The organism is Sphingomonadaceae bacterium OTU29LAMAA1, from assembly GCA_024072375.1.
Taxonomy (GTDB): domain Bacteria; phylum Pseudomonadota; class Alphaproteobacteria; order Sphingomonadales; family Sphingomonadaceae; genus Sphingomonas.
The window spans coordinates 3726289-3744807 of sequence record CP099617.1; the positions used below are offsets into that span (position 1 = coordinate 3726289).

20 protein-coding genes are annotated in these 18519 nt (G+C 66.7%); 9 read left to right on the forward strand and 11 right to left on the reverse strand.

The genetic code is table 11. The annotated features are described in order from the left end of the window. Positions 1 to 105: 105 nt before the first annotated feature. Together NF699_17855 and NF699_17860 are read right to left on the reverse strand one after the other, a co-directional pair. Positions 106 to 489 carry a PaaI family thioesterase gene (locus NF699_17855; GenBank protein ID USU04870.1) on the reverse strand — a complete coding sequence of 128 codons (384 nt, stop codon included), beginning with the start codon at positions 487 to 489 and terminating at the stop codon, positions 106 to 108. Beyond that, on the reverse strand, positions 486 to 911 hold the full coding sequence (locus tag NF699_17860) for a PaaI family thioesterase (protein USU04871.1): 426 nt from the start codon (positions 909 to 911) through the stop codon (positions 486 to 488). The genes NF699_17855 and NF699_17860 overlap by 4 nt, the downstream gene beginning before the upstream one ends. Before the next feature lie 77 nt (positions 912 to 988). Here NF699_17860 and NF699_17865 point away from each other — a divergent pair, with 77 nt between their 5' ends. Together NF699_17865 and NF699_17870 are read left to right on the forward strand one after the other, a co-directional pair. Next, complete coding sequence (locus NF699_17865) at positions 989 to 1768, forward strand: crotonase/enoyl-CoA hydratase family protein (protein ID USU04872.1); 780 nt, start codon at positions 989 to 991, stop codon at positions 1766 to 1768. Positions 1769 to 1815: 47 nt separating this feature from the next. Beyond that, complete coding sequence (locus NF699_17870) at positions 1816 to 3132, forward strand: chloride channel protein (GenBank protein ID USU04873.1); 1317 nt, start codon at positions 1816 to 1818, stop codon at positions 3130 to 3132. 31 nt (positions 3133 to 3163) lie between these two features. Here the strand turns inward: NF699_17870 and NF699_17875 are convergent, their stop codons facing one another. Further along, the gene (locus NF699_17875) at positions 3164 to 4402 is read right to left on the reverse strand and encodes an MBL fold metallo-hydrolase (protein ID USU04874.1); all 1239 of its coding nucleotides are present in this window, start codon (positions 4400 to 4402) and stop codon (positions 3164 to 3166) included. Between the two features lie 141 nt (positions 4403 to 4543). Between NF699_17875 and NF699_17880 the strand changes: the two genes are divergently transcribed. Then, positions 4544 to 6070 (forward strand): amidase, encoded by a 1527-nt coding sequence (locus NF699_17880; protein USU07147.1) that lies wholly within the window; start codon positions 4544 to 4546, stop codon positions 6068 to 6070. Positions 6071 to 6085: 15 nt separating this feature from the next. Here NF699_17880 and NF699_17885 read toward each other — a convergent pair whose 3' ends face one another. Together NF699_17885 and NF699_17890 are read right to left on the reverse strand one after the other, a co-directional pair. Beyond that, the gene (locus NF699_17885; GenBank protein USU04875.1) at positions 6086 to 6508 is read right to left on the reverse strand and encodes a DUF4345 domain-containing protein; all 423 of its coding nucleotides are present in this window, start codon (positions 6506 to 6508) and stop codon (positions 6086 to 6088) included. After that, the gene (locus tag NF699_17890) at positions 6505 to 6954 is read right to left on the reverse strand and encodes a DUF2721 domain-containing protein (protein USU04876.1); all 450 of its coding nucleotides are present in this window, start codon (positions 6952 to 6954) and stop codon (positions 6505 to 6507) included. Before NF699_17890 ends, NF699_17885 begins: the two co-directional genes overlap by 4 nt. A 97-nt stretch (positions 6955 to 7051) precedes the next feature. Here NF699_17890 and NF699_17895 point away from each other — a divergent pair, with 97 nt between their 5' ends. Genes NF699_17895 through NF699_17905 form a run of 3 tightly spaced genes read left to right on the forward strand, consistent with a single transcriptional unit; the run spans position 7052 to position 8901 of the window. After that, positions 7052 to 8137 carry a GNAT family N-acetyltransferase gene (locus NF699_17895; GenBank protein ID USU04877.1) on the forward strand — a complete coding sequence of 362 codons (1086 nt, stop codon included), beginning with the start codon at positions 7052 to 7054 and terminating at the stop codon, positions 8135 to 8137. A gap of 37 nt (positions 8138 to 8174) precedes the next feature. Continuing rightward, positions 8175 to 8723 (forward strand): transcriptional regulator, encoded by a 549-nt coding sequence (locus NF699_17900; protein ID USU04878.1) that lies wholly within the window; start codon positions 8175 to 8177, stop codon positions 8721 to 8723. A gap of 1 nt (position 8724) precedes the next feature. After that, a complete protein-coding gene (locus NF699_17905) occupies positions 8725 to 8901 on the forward strand; it encodes a DUF4169 family protein (protein USU04879.1) in 177 nt (58 codons plus the stop codon). A 330-nt stretch (positions 8902 to 9231) separates the two neighbouring features. On the opposite strand, the gene NF699_17910 is transcribed toward NF699_17905, so the two are convergent. From NF699_17910 to cyoA, 5 genes are read right to left on the reverse strand one after another with little or no spacing between them, the layout of a single operon-like run. Next, complete coding sequence (locus NF699_17910; protein USU04880.1) at positions 9232 to 9903, reverse strand: SURF1 family protein; 672 nt, start codon at positions 9901 to 9903, stop codon at positions 9232 to 9234. Then, positions 9900 to 10319, reverse strand: coding sequence for a cytochrome o ubiquinol oxidase subunit IV (cyoD, locus tag NF699_17915; protein USU04881.1), 420 nt, complete (start codon positions 10317 to 10319; stop codon positions 9900 to 9902). Before cyoD ends, NF699_17910 begins: the two co-directional genes overlap by 4 nt. Continuing rightward, complete coding sequence (gene cyoC / locus NF699_17920; GenBank protein USU04882.1) at positions 10316 to 10945, reverse strand: cytochrome o ubiquinol oxidase subunit III; 630 nt, start codon at positions 10943 to 10945, stop codon at positions 10316 to 10318. Before cyoC ends, cyoD begins: the two co-directional genes overlap by 4 nt. Positions 10946 to 10950: 5 nt before the next feature. After that, a complete protein-coding gene (cyoB, locus tag NF699_17925; GenBank protein USU04883.1) occupies positions 10951 to 12963 on the reverse strand; it encodes a cytochrome o ubiquinol oxidase subunit I in 2013 nt (670 codons plus the stop codon). Positions 12964 to 12973: 10 nt separating this feature from the next. Further along, positions 12974 to 14137 carry a ubiquinol oxidase subunit II gene (gene cyoA / locus NF699_17930; protein ID USU07148.1) on the reverse strand — a complete coding sequence of 388 codons (1164 nt, stop codon included), beginning with the start codon at positions 14135 to 14137 and terminating at the stop codon, positions 12974 to 12976. A gap of 168 nt (positions 14138 to 14305) precedes the next feature. Here cyoA and NF699_17935 point away from each other — a divergent pair, with 168 nt between their 5' ends. Then, the gene (locus tag NF699_17935; GenBank protein USU04884.1) at positions 14306 to 15634 is read left to right on the forward strand and encodes an MFS transporter; all 1329 of its coding nucleotides are present in this window, start codon (positions 14306 to 14308) and stop codon (positions 15632 to 15634) included. A gap of 54 nt (positions 15635 to 15688) precedes the next feature. Here the strand turns inward: NF699_17935 and NF699_17940 are convergent, their stop codons facing one another. After that, entirely contained in the window at positions 15689 to 16318 is a 630-nt protein-coding gene (locus NF699_17940) for a hypothetical protein (GenBank protein ID USU04885.1), read from the reverse strand. A 122-nt stretch (positions 16319 to 16440) separates the two neighbouring features. Here NF699_17940 and NF699_17945 point away from each other — a divergent pair, with 122 nt between their 5' ends. Next, on the forward strand, positions 16441 to 17166 hold the full coding sequence (locus NF699_17945) for a response regulator transcription factor (GenBank protein USU04886.1): 726 nt from the start codon (positions 16441 to 16443) through the stop codon (positions 17164 to 17166). After that, complete coding sequence (locus tag NF699_17950; GenBank protein USU04887.1) at positions 17163 to 18515, forward strand: HAMP domain-containing histidine kinase; 1353 nt, start codon at positions 17163 to 17165, stop codon at positions 18513 to 18515. The genes NF699_17945 and NF699_17950 overlap by 4 nt, the downstream gene beginning before the upstream one ends. Positions 18516 to 18519: the final 4 nt, after the last annotated feature.

An 18519-nucleotide genomic window follows, 5' to 3' on the forward strand; every position in this document is an offset into this window, starting at 1 on the left:
TTTTCAAAGGAGGGGTCGGGGTGGAGGAATTAACTGGCGCTGGTCTCGGTGAGATGTCCCCCACCCAACACCTTCCCTGACTGGGAGGGGCTTCTCCGTTGCGAGTTAATCCCGCGCAATCAGATAGTTCATCCGCGCATGCGCGATCGGCTTGGCGCGGTCGTCCTGCCATGCGATCGCCTCGACGTTGGCGACGCGGGTGCCGAGGCGGGTGACGATCCCTTCCGCACGGGTCGGCTTGTCGCGACCACCGCGCATGAAGTCGACGGTGACGTTGACCGGCTTGATCCGGCCTCCGCCTTCTTCGGTCAGCGCATGTTGCAGCGAGACGATCGCCGCTACTTCCAGCAATCCGGCAATCGCGCCGCCGTGCAGGAAGCCGGGGCGACCGAGCACGTCGTCCCCGAACGGCATTTCCAACAACGGTGCAGCGCCGTCGCGCGGCTCCAGCGTGATGCCGAGCAGCTCGGCATAGGGCGGCAGGCTCATGCGAGCGCATCCATCAGCATGAATGTGCCGGCGACATGCGCCAGCGGATCGTCGGGCGTTTCGTCATAGGCGATGCCGCGAACGAAGGCGATCGACCGGGTGACCTTCAGGCATTCGCCCCGGCCGATCACGGTGCGGCCGGGCGTCGCCGGGCGCAGATAATCGACGCGCAGGTCCAGCGTTGCCTGAGCCGCGAACTTGTCCCGCTTCACCCACACCGCGACGCTGGTCGCCATGTCCATCAGCGCGATGATCGGACCCGACGCCAGCACCTTGCTATCCGGGTCGCCGATCAAGGTATCGGCATAGGGTAGCGCCAGCTCGACCCAGCCGTCGCCCTTGGCATGATAGGTGATGCCCAGCAGGCCCGCGTGTCCGGCAAAGCGGTGCGCGAGGAAAGCATCGATGTTGAAGCCGCTCATCCGCGCTCCTCTACACGGTGACGGCGGTAGCGCAACGCGAGTGGCTGGCCTAGCGTGGCCGCAAAAGGAGAGATGCCATGAACGACCGCGTCACGCTGACCGTCACCGACGGGATCGCCGATGTCCGCCTCGCGCGCGCCGACAAGATGAACGCGATCGATCCTGCGATGTTCGAAGGCATCGGCGCGACGATCGATGCGCTGGCGACCCGTACCGACGTGCGCTGCGTCGTGCTGTCGGGCGAGGGCAGGGGATTCTGCGCCGGGCTCGACATGGAGAGCATGGCGCGGGGCGGCTCCGGCACGTCGAAGGAGCGCAATGCGCAAGGGAGCATCCTGCCGCAGCACGTCACCTGGGGCTGGCGGCAATTGCCGATGCCGGTGATCGCCGCGGTGCACGGCGTCGCCTTCGGCGGCGGGTTCCAGATCATGTCGGGCGCGGACATCCGCATCGCTGCGCCCGCGACGCGGTTCGCGATCCGCGAAACGTATTGGGGGCTGGTGCCCGACATGGCGGGCTTCCCGATCTGGCGCGGGCTGGTGCGCGACGATGTGCTGCGCGAGCTGGTCTATACCGCGCGCGAATTCGATGCGGACGAAGCGCTGCGCCACGGCTTCGTAACGCGGTTGGCGGACGATCCGCTGGCAGAGGCGCTTTCCCTTGCGAAGGCGATCGCCGGTCGCTCGCCGCACGCGATCCGCGGAGCCAAACGGTTGCTCAACATGGCGCATGACGCCGATCCGCGAACCATGCTGGAGGCGGAGACGGAGGAGCAGCTGAAGGTGATCGGCAAGCCGAACATGATGGAGGCGGTCGCCGCAAACATGGCCCGCCGGGCGCCGATATTCGTGGATTGATCCATCGCCCGGTATCGCGGACGGACCGTCTGCGTTAGGGTAAAGCCATGCCCGATCAACGCCCTGCGACCCGGTCCCGCCGGTGGACGCCCCATCGTTTTCGTGCCCTGTTGCGGTCCCGTGGGCCGACCAGCGTCCGCTTCCGGCGGCGGATCGCGGTGATCACCGGGGCGATCGCGATCGGCATCGTCGCGGTGCTGTTCGCCGAGGCGTCGGACGAGATGGGGATGCTGTTCAGCACCTATGCGCGGCACTGGCACTGGCTACCGCTGGTCACCACGCCGCTGGGCTTCATGGCGCTGGTGTGGGTGACGCGCGCGTTCGTACCGCTGGCGCGCGGATCGGGAATTCCGCAGGTGATGGCGGCGCGACCCGATCCGCAGGCGGCGACCGGCGGGCTGATCGCGGTGAAGACCGTCGTCGGCAAGGTCGTGCTGACGATGGGCGCGATCCTGTGCGGCGCGAGCGTCGGGCGCGAGGGGCCGACGGTGCAGATCGCCGCCGCGGTGATGGGCGTCAGCCACCGGCTGTTGCGCGTGCCGTTGCAGGGCGCGGTAATCATCGCCGGCGGCGCGGCGGGTGTTGCTGCGGCGTTCAACACACCGCTCGCCGGGGTGCTGTTCGCGATCGAGGAGCTTGCAGCGGCCTATGAGCAGAAGGTGACGCTGCTGGTGCTGTCGTCGATCGTCATCGCCGGCATGGTCGCGCAGAGCCTCGCCGGCGACTACGTCTATTTCGGCGCGATCGGCGCGCACATGCCGATCGCCAGCGCGCTGCTGGTGGTGCCGGTAGCGGGGATTGCGGGCGGCGCGTTCGGCGGCTTGTTCTCGCGCGTCGTGCTGGGGCTGGCGAGCGGGCGGCATGCGGTGACGCGCTGGAGCAAGGCGCACCCCGTCGCTTTCGCCGGACTGTGCGGAACGGTGGTGGCGGTGCTCGGCGTGTTCACCACCGGGCTGACGTGGGGAACGGGCTATTCCGCGGCGCGGGCGATGATCGTCGGCGTCGATGCGCCCTTGTGGTTCGGCCCGGCAAAGGCATTGGCGACACTGGCGACCGCGGTGGCGGGCCTGCCCGGGGGGATCTTCGCGCCGAGCCTCGCGGTCGGTGCGGGCGTGGGCAACCTGCTGCACGCGGTGTTCCCGAACGATCCGGCGGGGGCGGTGGTGATCCTGGGAATGGTCGCCTATTTCGCAGGCGTCGTGCGAGCGCCGCTGACGGCGGTGATCATCCTGTCGGAGACGACGGCGAGCCGTGGCCTGCTGCTGCCGATGTTCGCGACCGCGTTTCTGGCGGATTGGGCGAGCCAGCTGGTGTGTCGCGAGAAGCTGTACCACGGGCTGGCACAGACGTTTCGACAGAACTGAAACGATGGGGAGGGGCGTGTACGCTCCCGTATCAGTGCAGCGCCTTCACCGCGGGCGTGTCCATGCACGCCAGCATTGCGGCCGGCTCCAGCGGCTTGCCCGTTTGTGGCTTTGCATATGGCGCGACCTCGAACGGCACACCGATCGCGGCGGCGGCGAACCCCGTGCCACCGGTGCACCGCATCGCCGCCGCCAGCATCCTCGGCGGCGTGTCGTATCCCTCGTACGACAGGCGGAACGTGCCCCAGTGGATCGCGAGCGACCGCGCGGCACCCAGTCGCTGGTGGACCAGCGCAGCCTCCGCCGGGCCGATGTGGCTGCCGGAGCTCATCTGGCCGGGCGCGAAGCGAAAGGCGCCGATCGGGATCATCGCGAAACGGACCGGGCCGTAGGCGGCAGCCTCTGCCGCCCACAGGCCGTCACCGAAGCCCGTGTCGCCGGCGAAGAAGACGTTGCCGCCGCTCGGCAGTGCGATGACGAAGCTGGACCAGAGGGCGCGATTGCGATCGGTGAACCAGCGGCTGCCCCAATGGTGGTTGCGGGTGATGAACACGCGGGCGCGGTCGCCGGGGCACCAGCTGTCGGGATCGCAACGGATGTCGGTGCTGGTATCCTTCAGCCCAGCCGCGGTCAGCGTGGCATTGCCGCCCCAGTCGAGGGCGATCGCCTTCGCACCGGTCTGGCCGATGACGCTGTCGTTGCCGAGGCTGGTGACGATCTGCGGCCGGTCGCGCTGCCACAGGCGCTTGAGCGTCGCCTGATCGAGGTGATCGTAATGGTTGTGACTGACCAGCACGAGATCGATCCGCGGCAGATCGTCGAATGCCACGCCGGGAGCGGCGACGCGCTTCGGCCCGAAGCCCATCGGGCCGGCCCGGTCGGCGTAGACCGGGTCGGTCAGAATATTCAGGCCTTGGGTCTGGATCAGCACGCTGGCGTGACCGATCCACGTCACCACCATCCGTTCGCCCTCGACGCGGGCAGCGGGTTTCGAGGCGGCAACGGGCACGCTGGCGGGCCAGGCCGGGCGGCCGTCGCTCCCGGTGAACTGCCGCCAGAAGAAGCCGGCGCGGCCACCGCGGCCGGGGGGAGCGCGCAGCGTGTCCTCATCCTTGTCGGGATTGAAGAAGCGTTCGCCATCGTAGTGATCGCTGGCATCGCCCCGATAATAGATCCGATCGAGGAAACGCGGCGCGATCGTTACGGCCAGTCCTGCCGCCACGATCAGCAATAGCACGACTCCGCCGATGATCTTGAATGCGAATGCCACGGACGTCCTTCGGTATTGATGCAGATCAAGACGACGGAGTGCCGCGTGATCGCCATCGGGTCAATCGCGCGCCGCTCGCTTGCGCGGGCGCCGCGTCGCGGTAGCATCGTTTCGATACGACAGGGGGTTCCAATGCGCCGGATGTTTCTAGGGTTTCTGCTCGCCGCCACCGCCGTGCCGGCCGCGACGAGAAACGTGAAGGTCGAAGAGGTGTCGCTGGAACAGGTGCAGGCGCTGATGACGGCGGGCAAGGCGACCAGCGCCGAGCTGACGCGCGCCTATCTCGAGCGGATCGCGGCGATGGACCGCAAGGGCCCGACGTTGCGCAGCGTCATCACCGTCAACCCCGACGCAATCGCACAGGCGAAGGCGCTGGATGTGGAACGCAGGGCCGGGCGCATGCGGGGTCCGCTGCATGGCGTACCGGTGCTGATCAAGGACAATATCGAAACCGCCGACCGGATGGCGACGACGGCGGGCAGCCTGGCATTGAAGGACAATGTCACCGGGCGCGACGCACCGGTAGTGGCGGCGCTGCGGGCGGCGGGTGCGGTGATCCTCGGCAAGACCAACCTGTCGGAATGGGCCAACATCCGCTCGACGCATGCGATGAGCGGGTGGAGCGCCATCGGCGGGCTGGTGCGCAACCCCTATGCGCTCGATCGCACCGCCTGCGGGTCCTCCTCGGGATCGGGCGCGGCGGTGGCGGCGAGCTTTGCGGCGGCGGCTGTGGGGACCGAGACCGACGGCTCGGTGGTCTGTCCGTCGTCGATCAACGGGCTGGTGGGGCTGAAGCCGACGATCGGGCTGGTCAGCGGCGAGCATGTCGTGCCGATCAGCCATTCGCAGGACACGCCGGGGCCGATGGCCCGCAGCGTGCGCGATGCCGCAATCCTGTTGCAGGGGATGGCGGCCGGCGGACCCGACTATGCCGCCGGCCTGTCGGTCAGCGCGCTGTCGGGCGTACGCGTCGCGGTGTTGAGGCCGGCGTCGTTGTCGGCAGAGGTGGCGGCGCGCTACGATACGGCGCTCGAGGTGCTGCGCAGCGCAGGGGCCGTGCTGGTCGAGGTGAAGGCGCCCAAACTCGACGGGATCGGCGATGCCGAATTCACGGTGCTGAAGACGGAATTGAAGGCGGACCTCGACGCCTATCTGGCGACCACGCCGCCGAGCGTCACCGCGCGAACGCTCGACCAGCTGATCGCCTTCAACCGTGCGCACGCGGCCGAGGAGATGCCGTTCTTCCAGCAGGAGATTTTCGAGGAGGCGGCGAAGACGAGGGGACTGAACGATCCCGCCTACAAGGCAGCGCGCGCCAGATCGTTCAAATTGGCGAGCGAGGCGATCGACGGCATGCTGCGCAGCGCGGGTGCAAAGGTGCTGGTCGAGCCGACCTATGCGGGCGCGTGGCTGAGCGATCCGGTGTATGGCGACCAGTATAACGGGCCGTCGTCGTCCGAGCTGCCGGCGATCGCGGGCTATCCCAATCTGACGGTGCCGATGGGTCTGGTGAAGGGCCTGCCGGTCGGCCTGTCGTTCATCGCGACGCGGAACGGCGAGGCGTCCGTGCTGGGCGCCGGTTATGCCTATGAACAGCGGGCGCAGGCGCGGGTTGCGCCGCGCTATCTGCCGCAGGCCGACGTGGGGAAGGGGCTCGACGGGCGCTGACTCGTCGGCGCCGCGCTACGCCTGCGACGATGGCAAGTGTGCCCGCCATCGCCGGGCGAAGCTGGCCTGCCACAGCATCAGCAACGGGACGGCGCCCAATTCCATGCCGAACCCGAAGACATGACCGGCGGACGGCACGCCGACGGCGACCAGCGACACGACGCGCGCCAGACCGCCCGCCACCACCAGCGCGCCGAGCAGCCGGAACCGCGGCCCGCTCGTCTCGATCCGCGGTATGCAGGTCGCAAACGCGACGCCGACTGCGAAGAAGATGCCGGAAATGTAGCGGAAATGGCTGTCGAGATCGGTCGGGACGACCGGCGGATGGCCAAGGAAGGCTGGACCCTGCACGATGCTCTGCCCGCCGACGCTCAGCGGCACGATACAGGCAAGCGCGACGACGATTTGCAGGATGCGGCGTTCGACCCGGACGTTCACGACAGGATTTCCTTTCGCACGTGGATCGCGCGCAGGCTGACCCGTACTTCCCACATAAAGGCGGTGAGGCAGCAGATCAGCAGCGACACCGCGACGATGAACGCCAGCGCGATCCACGTCCCGATGTGAAAACTCGCGATGTTGGCAACGAACAGCAATGCGATGACGATACATGCCATCACCGCGCTCGATACCGCCAGGAACAACGCGCCGTTGATGATCGACATCCGTTCGTCGAGCAGCTTCAGTTCGCGGACGTACCGCTTGCGGTCGGCACCCTCGCTGCCCAATACGCGATCTTCCAGCGCCCGCGCCCTGTCGATCACCCGTGCCAGCCGCCCGGCGAGCACGTTGAGGATCTGGCCGATCGCGGCGAGCATGAACACCGGCGCGAGCGACAGCTGGATCGTCTGGGCGATCGTCGAAACCTGAAAGAACGTCGGCATGGGACGCATCATAGGTCACTTCGCGGCGCGCGAAAGGGTGCACGGCCCGTCGCAATCTGCACAGGTTGGTAACGGATCGCGGCTACAGCCCCACGCTGTGACCAAACCGATGTTCCTCGCCGACTTCCAACGCCTGCCCCCGGTGGCGCGGGGCAGCGTCGCCGATGGCCTTGCCGCAGCGATCGACGCCGTGGCCGATGCCGCGGCGCCCGGGCAGGCCTTCCTGCGCTACGGCTGGTATGCCGCGGCCCTGAATGCCTATGGCGGTCGCGCCCGTACCTTGCTCGTCGAGGAGGATGGCGAGCCATCGCTGGCGTTGCCGCTAGTCGACGTCGGGCCGACGTGGCTGAAACTGGCGGCGGTGCCGGGGTCCTATTGGCCGTTCCGCAGTTTTCCGGTTGCGACGTTTGCGGGCGAGGCCACGGTGAAAGCGGCGCTGTCGACGCTCGCCGGATCGCTCAACGGCTTGCGGATCGGGCCGGTGTACGACGACGATGTCGCGGCGATGCCATTGATCGCGGCAGCGCGGGCGGGCGGATGGGCGGTGCTCGACCGGTTCGTCGCCGACAGCTGGCTGCTCGACATGGCGGCGTTGCAGGCAGAGGGAACGTGGCCGCGCGGTTCGACGCTGCGCAAGAACCGCTTCCACGAAAAGCATCTGGCGGCCCATGGCGCGCCCGACTGGCGTTTCCTGACGGGCGCCGACTGGCCCGCGGCGTTCGATGCGCTTGCGGACATCGAACAGGCGAGCTGGATCGCCGCGCGCACCGATGGCTCTGACGCGAAATTCACCACCACCGGTCATGGTGCGTTCTGGCGCGCAGCCGCGGCGGATCCGGTGATCGCCGATATGCTTCGCGCGGCGCTGCTGACGATCGACGGCAAGCCGGCGGCCTTTTCGTTCGATCTCGATGCCGGCGATCTGAAATATGCAATCGCGAACAGCTACGATCCCGCTTACGCCAAGCATTCACCGGGCAAGTTGCTGTATTACCGCAACCTCGTCGAGGCGTTGGGGCGTGGGATCGGCCGGGTCGACTGGGGCGCGGGCGACAGCGGCTACAAACAGGTGATCGGCGCCGACAAGGGGCCGGCGATCCGCGATTGGCTGTTGCTGAGGCCAGGGCTGCCGGCGCTGGCTGGACGGCTCGTGCGCGGCCTGTGGCGGCGATCGGGCCACTAGACGGCACCCCTTTTTGCCGCGTACGCGTTCAACCGTCATGCTGGTGTTCCTCGATTTCGAAGCCTCGTCGCTCGCCAAGAAGAGCTATCCGATCGAGGTCGCCTGGGTGTTCGAGGACGGCCGCGACGAAAGTCATCTGATCCACCCACCGCTGCAATGGGACGATTGGGATGCCGAGGCGGAGGCGATCCACCACATCCCGCGCGCGACGCTGGAGGCGGAGGGCACGCCGCACGACATCGTTGCGCGGCGGATGGTCGAGGTGCTCAGCGGCCACGCACTGTTCGCCAGCGCGCCATCCTGGGACGGCAAATGGCTGAGCGCGCTGCTGCGCGCCGCGAAATTGCCGCGCCACGCGCTGCGGTTGCGCGATACCGAGGATGCGCAGCGCGAAACGGCGACGGCGATCCTGCGCGATGCGGTGCCGGCGGCGAATCTGGGCGTGGCGGTGGCGGACGTGATCACGCTCGCCGAGGTGCGCGACCGCGATGTGCCCACGCATCGGGCGCTGGCGGATGCGCGCGACGAATGGGAGCGCTGGTGCGCGGTGAAGCGCGCGGCCGAAGCGCGCGCAGCGGAGCGATAGGATGGCGGAGATCGTCAACCTGCGCCGTATCAGGAAAGCGCGGGATCGTACGGCGGCGGCAATCACGGCCGAAGCGAACCGCGCGAAGTTCGGGCGGACGAAGGCGGAGCGGGAAGCGGATGCCGTCGAGCAGGCGCGGGTCCGGCGGACGCTGGATGGAGCCAAGCTGGACGATTAGCTGCGGATCGCCTGCCTCTGAACGAACACTGGGCCGCCATCCCCGATGAATTGGCGCCACTCGATATTCAGGACCGGTAATCCTTCTGTCTTCGTTCGTCACCCCGGACTTGTTCCGGGGTCGACTGTGCCGCGCGGGAATGACGAGCGGCTCCACCTGCTCCCTTGGCCGCACGGTAGACCCCGGAACAAGTCCGGGGTGACGATGTCTCTGCGGCCGTCCCCGTCCTGCGAGTCTGGATATCGATCGGACCTCGGTCGGCGCATGGAACCAGACGCCCGGTAGCTCGCAGTGACGAGTTGGGGGTGGCGCACCGCGCCGCTCGACCGATTAAATTCGCCTCCGCACGCGCCAGGCCATAACGGCGACCAACAGCGCCAGTCCGAACCATGTCAGCGCGTACACCAGGTGGCTGTTGCGGAAGCGGACGACGGTCATGCCGCCGCGGGGCCAGCCGGTCCGGGGTTCGCTCGCGTCGATGAAATAGGGCGCGACCCGACCCAGATGCCTCGCCTCGGCAATGGCGGCGAGGTCGCGGGAGTACCACCGGTCGCCGGCCGGGTCGTTGGAGCGGAGGAAACCGCCGCCCGGCTCCGTGAGGCGCAGCAGGCCACGGATGCTCTGCGGGGCAGTCGGCGGGGCTACCTTGCCGCGCTGGTCCGCCGGCACGAAACCGCGGTTTACCAGCACGGTGAAGCCGCGATCCGTATCGAACGGGGTAAGCACCCAGAACCCGCCGCCGAGGTCGGTCACGGCCTGAACGTACGTGTCCGCGCCGGCGCGATAGCGACCGGTGGCGACCACGGGCTTGTAGGCGTCGTCCGCATCTATCGGAGCCGATGGCGGCGGGGCCGCGACGGGGGCCGCGCGCAACTGCCGCTCGGTCTGCGCGATCAGCGCCAGTTTCCACGTCCGGCGTTCGATCTGCCAGACGCCCAGACCGATCAGCAGGGCGATCGTGGCCAGCAACAGGCCGGGAACGATCGCCCTGCGCATCGTCACATCGCGCCCATGTCTCCGGAGGTCATGCCGGGCATCATGTTGGTGTTCATGTGATACATCACCCACAGCGACCCGGCGAGGCAGATGGTCAGCACGATGATCGTGAAGATCAACGCCATCAGCGTCCACCCGTTCTCCGACTTCGAGTTCATGTGCAGGAAGTAAACCATGTGAACGACGATCTGCACCAGCGCGAACACCATGACGATGCCGGCGGTGATCCGGGTGTCGGTGATGATGCCGCTCATGACCAGACCGAAGGGGATCGCGGTCAAGATCACCGACAGCACGAAACCGATGACATAGTCCTTGCGGGTGCCGTGCGCCTCGTCCGACGAATGGCCATGACCGTGGGCATTGTCGTTCGGGTGATCGTGATGGGGCTGGCCGGACACGACCGGGTTCTCGCTGCTCATCGCAGGACTCCCAACAGGTAGACGAAGGTGAACACGCCGATCCAGATCACGTCGAGGAAGTGCCAGAACAGCGACAGGCATTGCAGGCGGCGCTGGTTGGCGGCGATCAGCCCCTTGCGGCCGACCTGCACCATCAGCGTCACCAGCCAGATCAGGCCGAAGGTGACGTGCAGGCCGTGCGTGCCGACGAGGGTGAAGAACGCCGACAGGAACGCGCTGCGTTGCGGCCCGGCGCCCTCATGGATCAGCTCGGAAAATTCGTACAATTCGATGCACAGGAAGGCGAGGCCGAACAGGCCGGTGATCGCCAGCCAGCCCTGCACGGCGCGCACCTTGCCGTCGTTCATCGACAGCATGGCAAAGCCGTAGGTGATCGACGACAGCAGCAGCATCGAGGTGTTCAGCGCCACCAGCGGCAGGCTGAAGATCTCGTGCGGCTGCGGTCCGCCGGCATAGCTGCCGCCATACACGCCATATGATGCGAACAGCATGGCGAAGATCAGGCAGTCGCTCATCAGGTACAGCCAGAAGCCCAGCATCGTGCTGCCGCCGGCGTCGTGATGATGTTCGTCGGTCTCGTAGAAGACCGGCGCCTGCGTGCCCGGGGGGATGGTCGCTTCGCTCATGATCCTCAGGCTCCCGCCACGGCTGCGCGGGCGTTCAGCTGCCGGGTGTGTTCGTCCTCGGCGGCGGTGACCTCATCGGCAGGGATGTAATAGTCGCGGTCGTAGTTGAAGGTGTGACCGATCGCGACCGCCACGAGGCCGAGCAGCGACAGCGCCGCGAGCCACCAGATGTACCAGATCATCGCCAGGCCGAAGACCATCGACAGGCCCGCCAGCATGATCCCCGCGCCGGTGTTGCGCGGCATGTGGATGTCGCGGAACCCGTTGATCGGACGGACGGCATTGTTCGACTTCATGTCGTACCAGGCGTCCAGATCGCGGACGACGGGTGTGAACGCGAAGTTGTACGCCGGCGGCGGCGACGAGGTCGCCCATTCCAGGCTGCGGCCGTTCCACGGATCGCCGGTGAAGTCGCGCAGTGCCTCGCGGTTGCGGAAGCTGACGTAGAACTGGATCAGGAAGGCAGCGATGCCGACCGCGATCATCGCGGCACCGATGCCGGCGATGATGAACCAGATCTGCAACGACGGGTCCTCGAAATGGCGCAGGCGGCGCGTCACGCCCATCAGGCCGAGCACGTAGAGCGGCATGAATGCGACGTAGAAGCCGATGACCCAGAACCAGAAGCTGATCGTGCCCCACTTCTTGTCGAGCTTGAAGCCGAACGCCTTGGGGAACCAATAGTTGATCCCCGCGAACATCCCGAACAGCACGCCGCCGATGATCACGTTGTGGAAGTGCGCGATCAGGAACAGCGAATTGTGCAGCACGAAGTCGGCAGGCGGCACCGCGAGCAGCACGCCGGTCATGCCACCGATGACGAAGGTGATCATGAACGCGATCGTCCACATCATCGGCAGCTCGAACCGGATGCGCCCCTTGTACATGGTGAACAGCCAGTTGAAGATCTTGGCCCCGGTCGGGATCGAGATGATCATCGTGGTGATGCCGAAGAACGAATTGACGCTAGCCCCCGACCCCATGGTGAAGAAGTGGTGCAACCAAACGAGGTACGCGAGGATGGTGATGACCAGCAAGGCGTAGACCATCGACGTATAGCCGAACAGACGCTTGCCGCAGAAGGTCGAGGTGACCTCGCTGAACACACCGAATGCCGGTAGGATCAGGATATAGACTTCCGGGTGACCCCAGATCCAGATCATGTTGACGTACATCATGGGGTTGCCACCCATGGTGTTGGTGAAGAAGTGCGTGCCGACGTAACGGTCGAGGCTGAGCATCGCGAGCACGGCGGTCAGCACCGGGAAGGCGGCGACGATCAGCACGTTGGTGGCCAGCGCCGACCAGGTGAAGATCGGCATCTTCATCAGGCTCATGCCCGGCGCGCGCATCTTGACGATGGTCGCGAGCAGGTTGACGCCAGACAGCAGGGTCCCGACGCCGGCTATCTGCAGCGACCATATGTAATAGTCGACCCCGACATCCGGCGAATAATCGAGCCCCGACAGCGGCGCCATCGCCAGCCAGCCGGTGCGGGCGAATTCGCCGACGAACAGGCTTGCCATCACGATCGCCGCACCCGCCGCGGTCATCCAGAAGCTGAAGTTGTTGAGGAAGGGGAACGACACGTCGCGGGCGCCGATCTGCAACGGCACGACATAGTTCATCAGACCGGTGACGAACGGCATCGCGACGAAGAAGATCATGATCACGCCATGGGCGGTGAACACCTGGTCATAGTGATGCGCGGGCAGGTAGCCGTCGTTCGCGCCGAAGGCGATCGCCTGCTGGATGCGCATCATGATCGCGTCGGAGAATCCGCGCAGCAGCATGACGATGCCGAGGATCATGTACATGATCCCGATCTTCTTGTGGTCCACGCTGGTGAACCACTCCTTCCACAGATAGCCCCAGACCTTGAAATAGGTCAGCGCGCCGACCAGCACGGCGCCGCCCAGCGCGACCATGGCAAAGGTCGCGATCAGGATCGGCTCGTGGATCGGGAAGCTCTCGAGCGTCAGCCGCCCGAAAATGGTCTTCAGAAAAGCGTCGGACATCAGGTTCGTCCTAGGATCGAGCGGCCGCGTTTCCGGCGAGCAGCGCCGGAAGCGGGTCGATGGAAGTCATGGATCGGTTGTCTTCGTTGCCAGGCTTGTTGCTGCCGGGCGCCGCGGGGCGGGGCGCGTTACGATGCGGGCTGCTGCCCTTCTCCTCCGGCTCCTTCTGCAGCGCGCCTTTCGACTCGCTGCCGCGCATGTGGCCGCTGTCGTTGACGGGGGCACCATGGCCGCTGTCGCGACGCGGATCGTGCGCACCATCCTTCATCATCGTCGCCTGCATGCAGGTTTCACCCGGCTTGGTGCACATGCCGACGATGCGGTCGAACAGCGTCGGCGCGACCGAGGCATAGCGGATCGCCGGCACCTTCTCGCTGGGCTTTTCCAGTTGGACGTACGTCGGCAGATCGAGCGTCTTCTGCGCGGTGCGCGCCTCCGAGGACCATTTGGCGAAGCCGGCGTCATCCATGCTGTCGACGGTAAAGCGCATTTCCGAGAAGCCGGCGCCGCTGTAATTGGCGCTGAACCCCTCGAACCGCCCGGGCTTGTTGAGCACCGCGTGCAGCCGCGTCTCCATGCCCGGCATCGAATAGATCATGCCGGCCATCGCGGGCACGTAAAATGTATTCATCACCGACGACGACGTGATCCGGAACCGCACCTGCCGGTTCATCGGCAGGACCAGTTCGTTGACTGTCGCCACGCCCTGTTCGGGATAGATGAACAGCCACTTCCAGTCGAGCGACACGACCTGGATTTCCAGCGGCTTGTCGTTCTTCGCCAGTCGCTTGCCTGCTTCGAGGCGGGAGAGCGGACGGTACGGGTCGAGCGCATGGGTGCTGATCCAGGTCAGCGCACCGAGCGCAATGACGATCAGGAGCGGCGCCGACCAGATGATCAGTTCCAGCCCGGTCGAATGATCCCAGTTCGGCGTGTATTCCGCCTCTTCGTTCGTATGGCGGTATTTCCACGCGAACAGGATGGTGAGCGCGATCACGGGGACGATGATCAGCAGCATCAGGCCGGTCGACCACAGGATCAGATTGGCCTGTTGTCGGGCAACGTCGCCTGACGGGTTCATCACAACCCAGTCGCAGCCGCCCAGCAGGGCGGGCGCGAGGAGCGCGACGGCAGCGGTCCGGAGCCGCGTGAGGGGGAACGGGGGTGTTCGCATCGTCATGTCCGCTACGCCTGTGTGCTGCATCGCAAAATAGGACATTTTGTCCTATCCCGCATGGTCCCGGTCTGCGGTAGAAGCCCGTGTTCGTGCTGCGTCCTTTTCGGGGCGCAGTGCGTTGATGACCGGTGGCCGTTGGGCTGCGAGACGACAGGACTGCGATACATGTCAGTGGCTTCCGCCCATTCCGCACCGCTCGAACGCGATGCCCGTGCCGTCAACACCCGGGGCGACCATGAGGTCCGTCCCGGTGAGATCGCAATCGGCGTCATCATCGGGCGGACGTCGGAATTCTTCGACTTCTTCTGTTACGCCATCGCATCGGTCATCGTGTTCCCGGCGCTGGTGTTTCCGTATGTCGACCGGCTGACCGGCACGCTGTGGTCGTTCGCGCTGTTCCCGCTGGCGTTCATCGCCCGCCCGTTCGGTACGCAGATCTTCATGTGGGTCGATCGCGAATATGGCCGGGGCACCAAGCTGACGATCGCGCTGTTCCTGCTCGGGACGTCCACCGTCGCGCTTGCGTTCCTGCCCGGATATGCCGAAGTCGGCGCTGCTTCGGCGTTCCTGCTGGCGGCGTTCCGCATCGGCCAGGGGCTGGCGCTGGGCGGTGCATGGGACGGCCTCGCCTCGCTGCTGGCGCTCAACGCGCCGCCGGAAAAGCGCGGCTGGTACGCGATGGTGCCGCAGCTCGGCGCACCGCTCGGCCTGATCGTGGCGAGCGCCCTGTTCGCGTTCTTCCTCGCGAACATGGAGATGGTCGATTTCCTGTCGTGGGGCTGGCGTTATCCGTTCTTCGTCGCCTTCGCGGTCAACGTGGTGGCGCTGTTCGCGCGGCTGCGCATCGTGGTTACGCCGGAATACACCGAACAGTTCAAGAGCCGCGAGCTGACCCCGTCGCGGGTGACCGCGACGGTGAAGGCGCAGTGGCGCAACATCGTCATCGGTGCGTTCGCACCGCTGGCCAGCTTCGCCTTGTTCCACATGGTGACGGTGTTTCCCCTGTCGTGGGTCGCGTTGTATACGAACGAGAATATCGCGCGCTTCCTGGGGATCGAGATCATCGGTGCGTTCTTCGGGCTCGGCTCTGTAGTGATTTCGGGTCTGCTCGCCGACCGGATCGGACGGCGTTCAGTGCTGGGCTACACCGCCGCGGCGATCGCGGTGTTCAGCGGCTTCGCGCCGCAGTTGCTGGCCGGCGGAGATGCAGGCGAGCTGGCGTTCATGATCGGCGGCTTCATCCTGCTGGGCCTCGCCTTCGGCCAGTCGTCGGGCGCGGTCACCAACAACTTCCCGAAGCGGGCGCGCTACACCGGTGCGGCGCTGACCTCGGATCTCGCATGGCTGTTTGGTGCGGGCTTCGCGCCGCTGGCTGCCCTGGTGCTGGCAAGCCAGTTCGGCCTGATCGCCGCGGGCGGGTATCTGCTGTCGGGCGCGGTCGCGACACTGGTCGCACTGGGCCTGAACAAGGAACTGGCACGCCGGCTGGACTGACACCGAAGACCGACTACGTGGGGAGCAGCCGTCATGTGCTGCTCCCCACGCGGGTCACATTCCGTCGCGTCCACGCTTCCCACGCCGCTTGCCTGACGCTTCTACGCGGACGTTGACATGGGGTAGCTCGTCCCAGCTCAACGCTCCGTCCTTCCCGGTATCGAGCGATGCGAAACGCTTGTCGGCGGCATCGCCGAATTCGCGCGGGTCGACACCACGATTGAAGTTGCGATCGGCTGCGGTGACCGGTTCGGGCAGGTCGAAGTAGCTGAACCGGGCCGCCCCGAACTTGCCTGCATCGTACAAGGGGGCCTTGGGGCCACCCTGCGCATTCGAATCGGAACCGCGCGCGATGATGCCGCGGCCGCCGTCGCTGGACCGCACCTCCGGCGCAATGGTGTTCTCGTAATAGTCGATGTCGTCCGGATCGATCTCGCCGTCGCGCTTGCGGTCAAGCGCGGCGAAGAAGCGGCCGGCGTCGCTCTTGAACTCGGCAATCGTGATCTTCCCGTCGCCGTTCGCATCGGCCGCGGTGAACCACGCGCGCTCGGGATCGGGCGCGGCGTCGCTACCGTGGAACGGTTGTCCCATCGGGCTGATGAAGGTGCGGCGGTTCCCCTGTGCGGTTGCGGCGGCGGCGGTGCAGGCTACGACGAATAGTGCGCAGGCAATCTTGCGGGTCATGACGATTCTCCAGAAGCTGTCATCAACCAGCCCCATGTTGCGGTCGGATGTCCAGTCGCATGCTCTGTCTGGCCCGGATTGGATATTCCACTGCAACAAATGATCGGCATGAAGGCGGCATGATGATGAGCGCGATCCCGCAACCCGTCGACGAGCCCGCCTCTATCCTGATCGTCGACGACGACCGTGATATCCGCACGTTGTTGACCGACAGTCTGGGCGCACGCGGCTATCGCGTATCGGCGGCGGCGAACACGCGCGAAATGGATGCGGTGCTGGCGCGCGAACGGATCGATGCGGTGCTGCTCGACGTGATGATGCCGGGCGAGGACGGCATTTCCGCCTGCCGCCGGATCACTCGCGACGGCGGTCCGGCGGTCATCATGCTGAGCGCGCTGGGCGAGGAACGCGATCGGATCGTCGGGCTGGAGATCGGGGCGAGCCATTATCTGCCGAAGCCGTGCAGCGCGCGCGAGGTGCTGGCCACAGTTCGTGCCGCACTGCGCAGCCGGCAGCAGGCCGAGCCGCAGGACCGGTCCCGCCTGACCTTCGACGGATGGACGATGGACCTGCTGGCGCACGAACTGGTCGATGCGCAGGGCGTTCTGGTCGGTCTGACCGATGGCGAGTTCGCGCTGCTGCGCGTCTTTGCCGAACGCCCGCGACGGGTGCTGTCGCGCGAACTGCTGCTGGAGACGGCGCGCGGCCCGAATTCGGACGCGTTCGATCGCGCGATCGACGTCCAGATCAGCCGCCTGCGTCGCAAGCTGCGGAGTGGCGGGGATGAGATCATCCGCACCATCCGCAACGAGGGCTATCTGTTCGTGCCCGCCGTCGGCCGCCTGTGACCGACCTCACGCAGCCACGTCGGGCTGCATGGCGATGGGCGCGACGGTCGCTGTTCTGGCGGGTATTTCTGGTGATGCTGCTCAGCGTAGCGGCAGTACAGGCGCTCAACGTCGCGCTGGTAGTGTCGATCGCGCCGCCCACGCCGCGCATCTATTCCGTGGCGCAGGTCGTGGCGGCGTTGCGGGCCGGGCGCGATGCCAGCGGCGAATTGCTGCTGTCGGACGATGCCGACAATGCCGCACCGTACGACGAACGCGGCAACCTGTTGGCGGGCGCCATCGCGAGTCAGCTGGGGATCGCCGCCGACCGCGTGCACGTTCATTTCGGTGGCGGTCCGCCACCGATGGCGTTCGGACCGTTGCCGCGCCTCAGGGGCTTGTCCCCAACGCGCCGCTCGCCCGATGCGCGGAACCAGATCCTGTTCGGGCATTTCACCGTCTCGGTGCAGCGCCCCGACGGTAGCTGGACGAGCGTGCGCGGCGCGCGGACCGGGTTCGAGAGCTGGCGCTGGCGGGCCTTGCTGTGGCTGCTCGCGGCGATGCTGGCGGTAGCGCCCTTCGCCTGGCTGCTCGCACGCCGTTTGATCAAACCGATCGCGGCCTTCGGTGCGGCGGCGGAGCGGCTGGGTCGTGATCCGCGTGCCGCGCCGGTGCCGCTCGGCGGCCCCGCGGAGATTGCCGAGGCGGCGGAAGCGTTCAACCGCATGCAGGCGCGCCTCAACCGCTATGTCGAGGATCGCACGACGATGATCGCCGCGATCGCCCACGATCTGCGCACCCCGCTGATGCGGCTGGGCCTGCGGCTGGAACAGGCGCCGGAGCCGCTGCGCACGCGCAGCGAATCGGACATCCGCGACATGCAGGCGATGCTGCAGGCTGCACTCGGCTTCTTCCGCGATGGCAACCAGATCGGCGAACGCCGCCGGCTCGACCTGCGCTCGCTGGTCGAGAGCGTGACCGACGATCTCGCCGATCGCGGCGAGCCGGTGACGCTGCACGACGGCGATCCGCTGGTGATTGAGGGCGATGCGGCGGGATTGAAGGCGCTGGTCGGCAACCTCGTCGGCAATGCGCTGAAATATGCCGGGGATGCCGAAGTGACGCTCGCGCAGGCGGATGGACATGCGGTGATCGCGGTGCGCGATCACGGAGCGGGGATCGACCCCGACGATCTCGACCATCTGTTCGACCCCTTTTACCGCGGCGAGCGGTCGCGCAACCGGGATACCGGCGGCATCGGTCTGGGCCTCAGCAGCGTCAGGGGCGTGGCACGGGCGCATGGCGGCGACGCGACGATCGGCAACCATCCCGACGGCGGCGCGATCGCTCGCGTGACCCTGCCGATCTGACGCC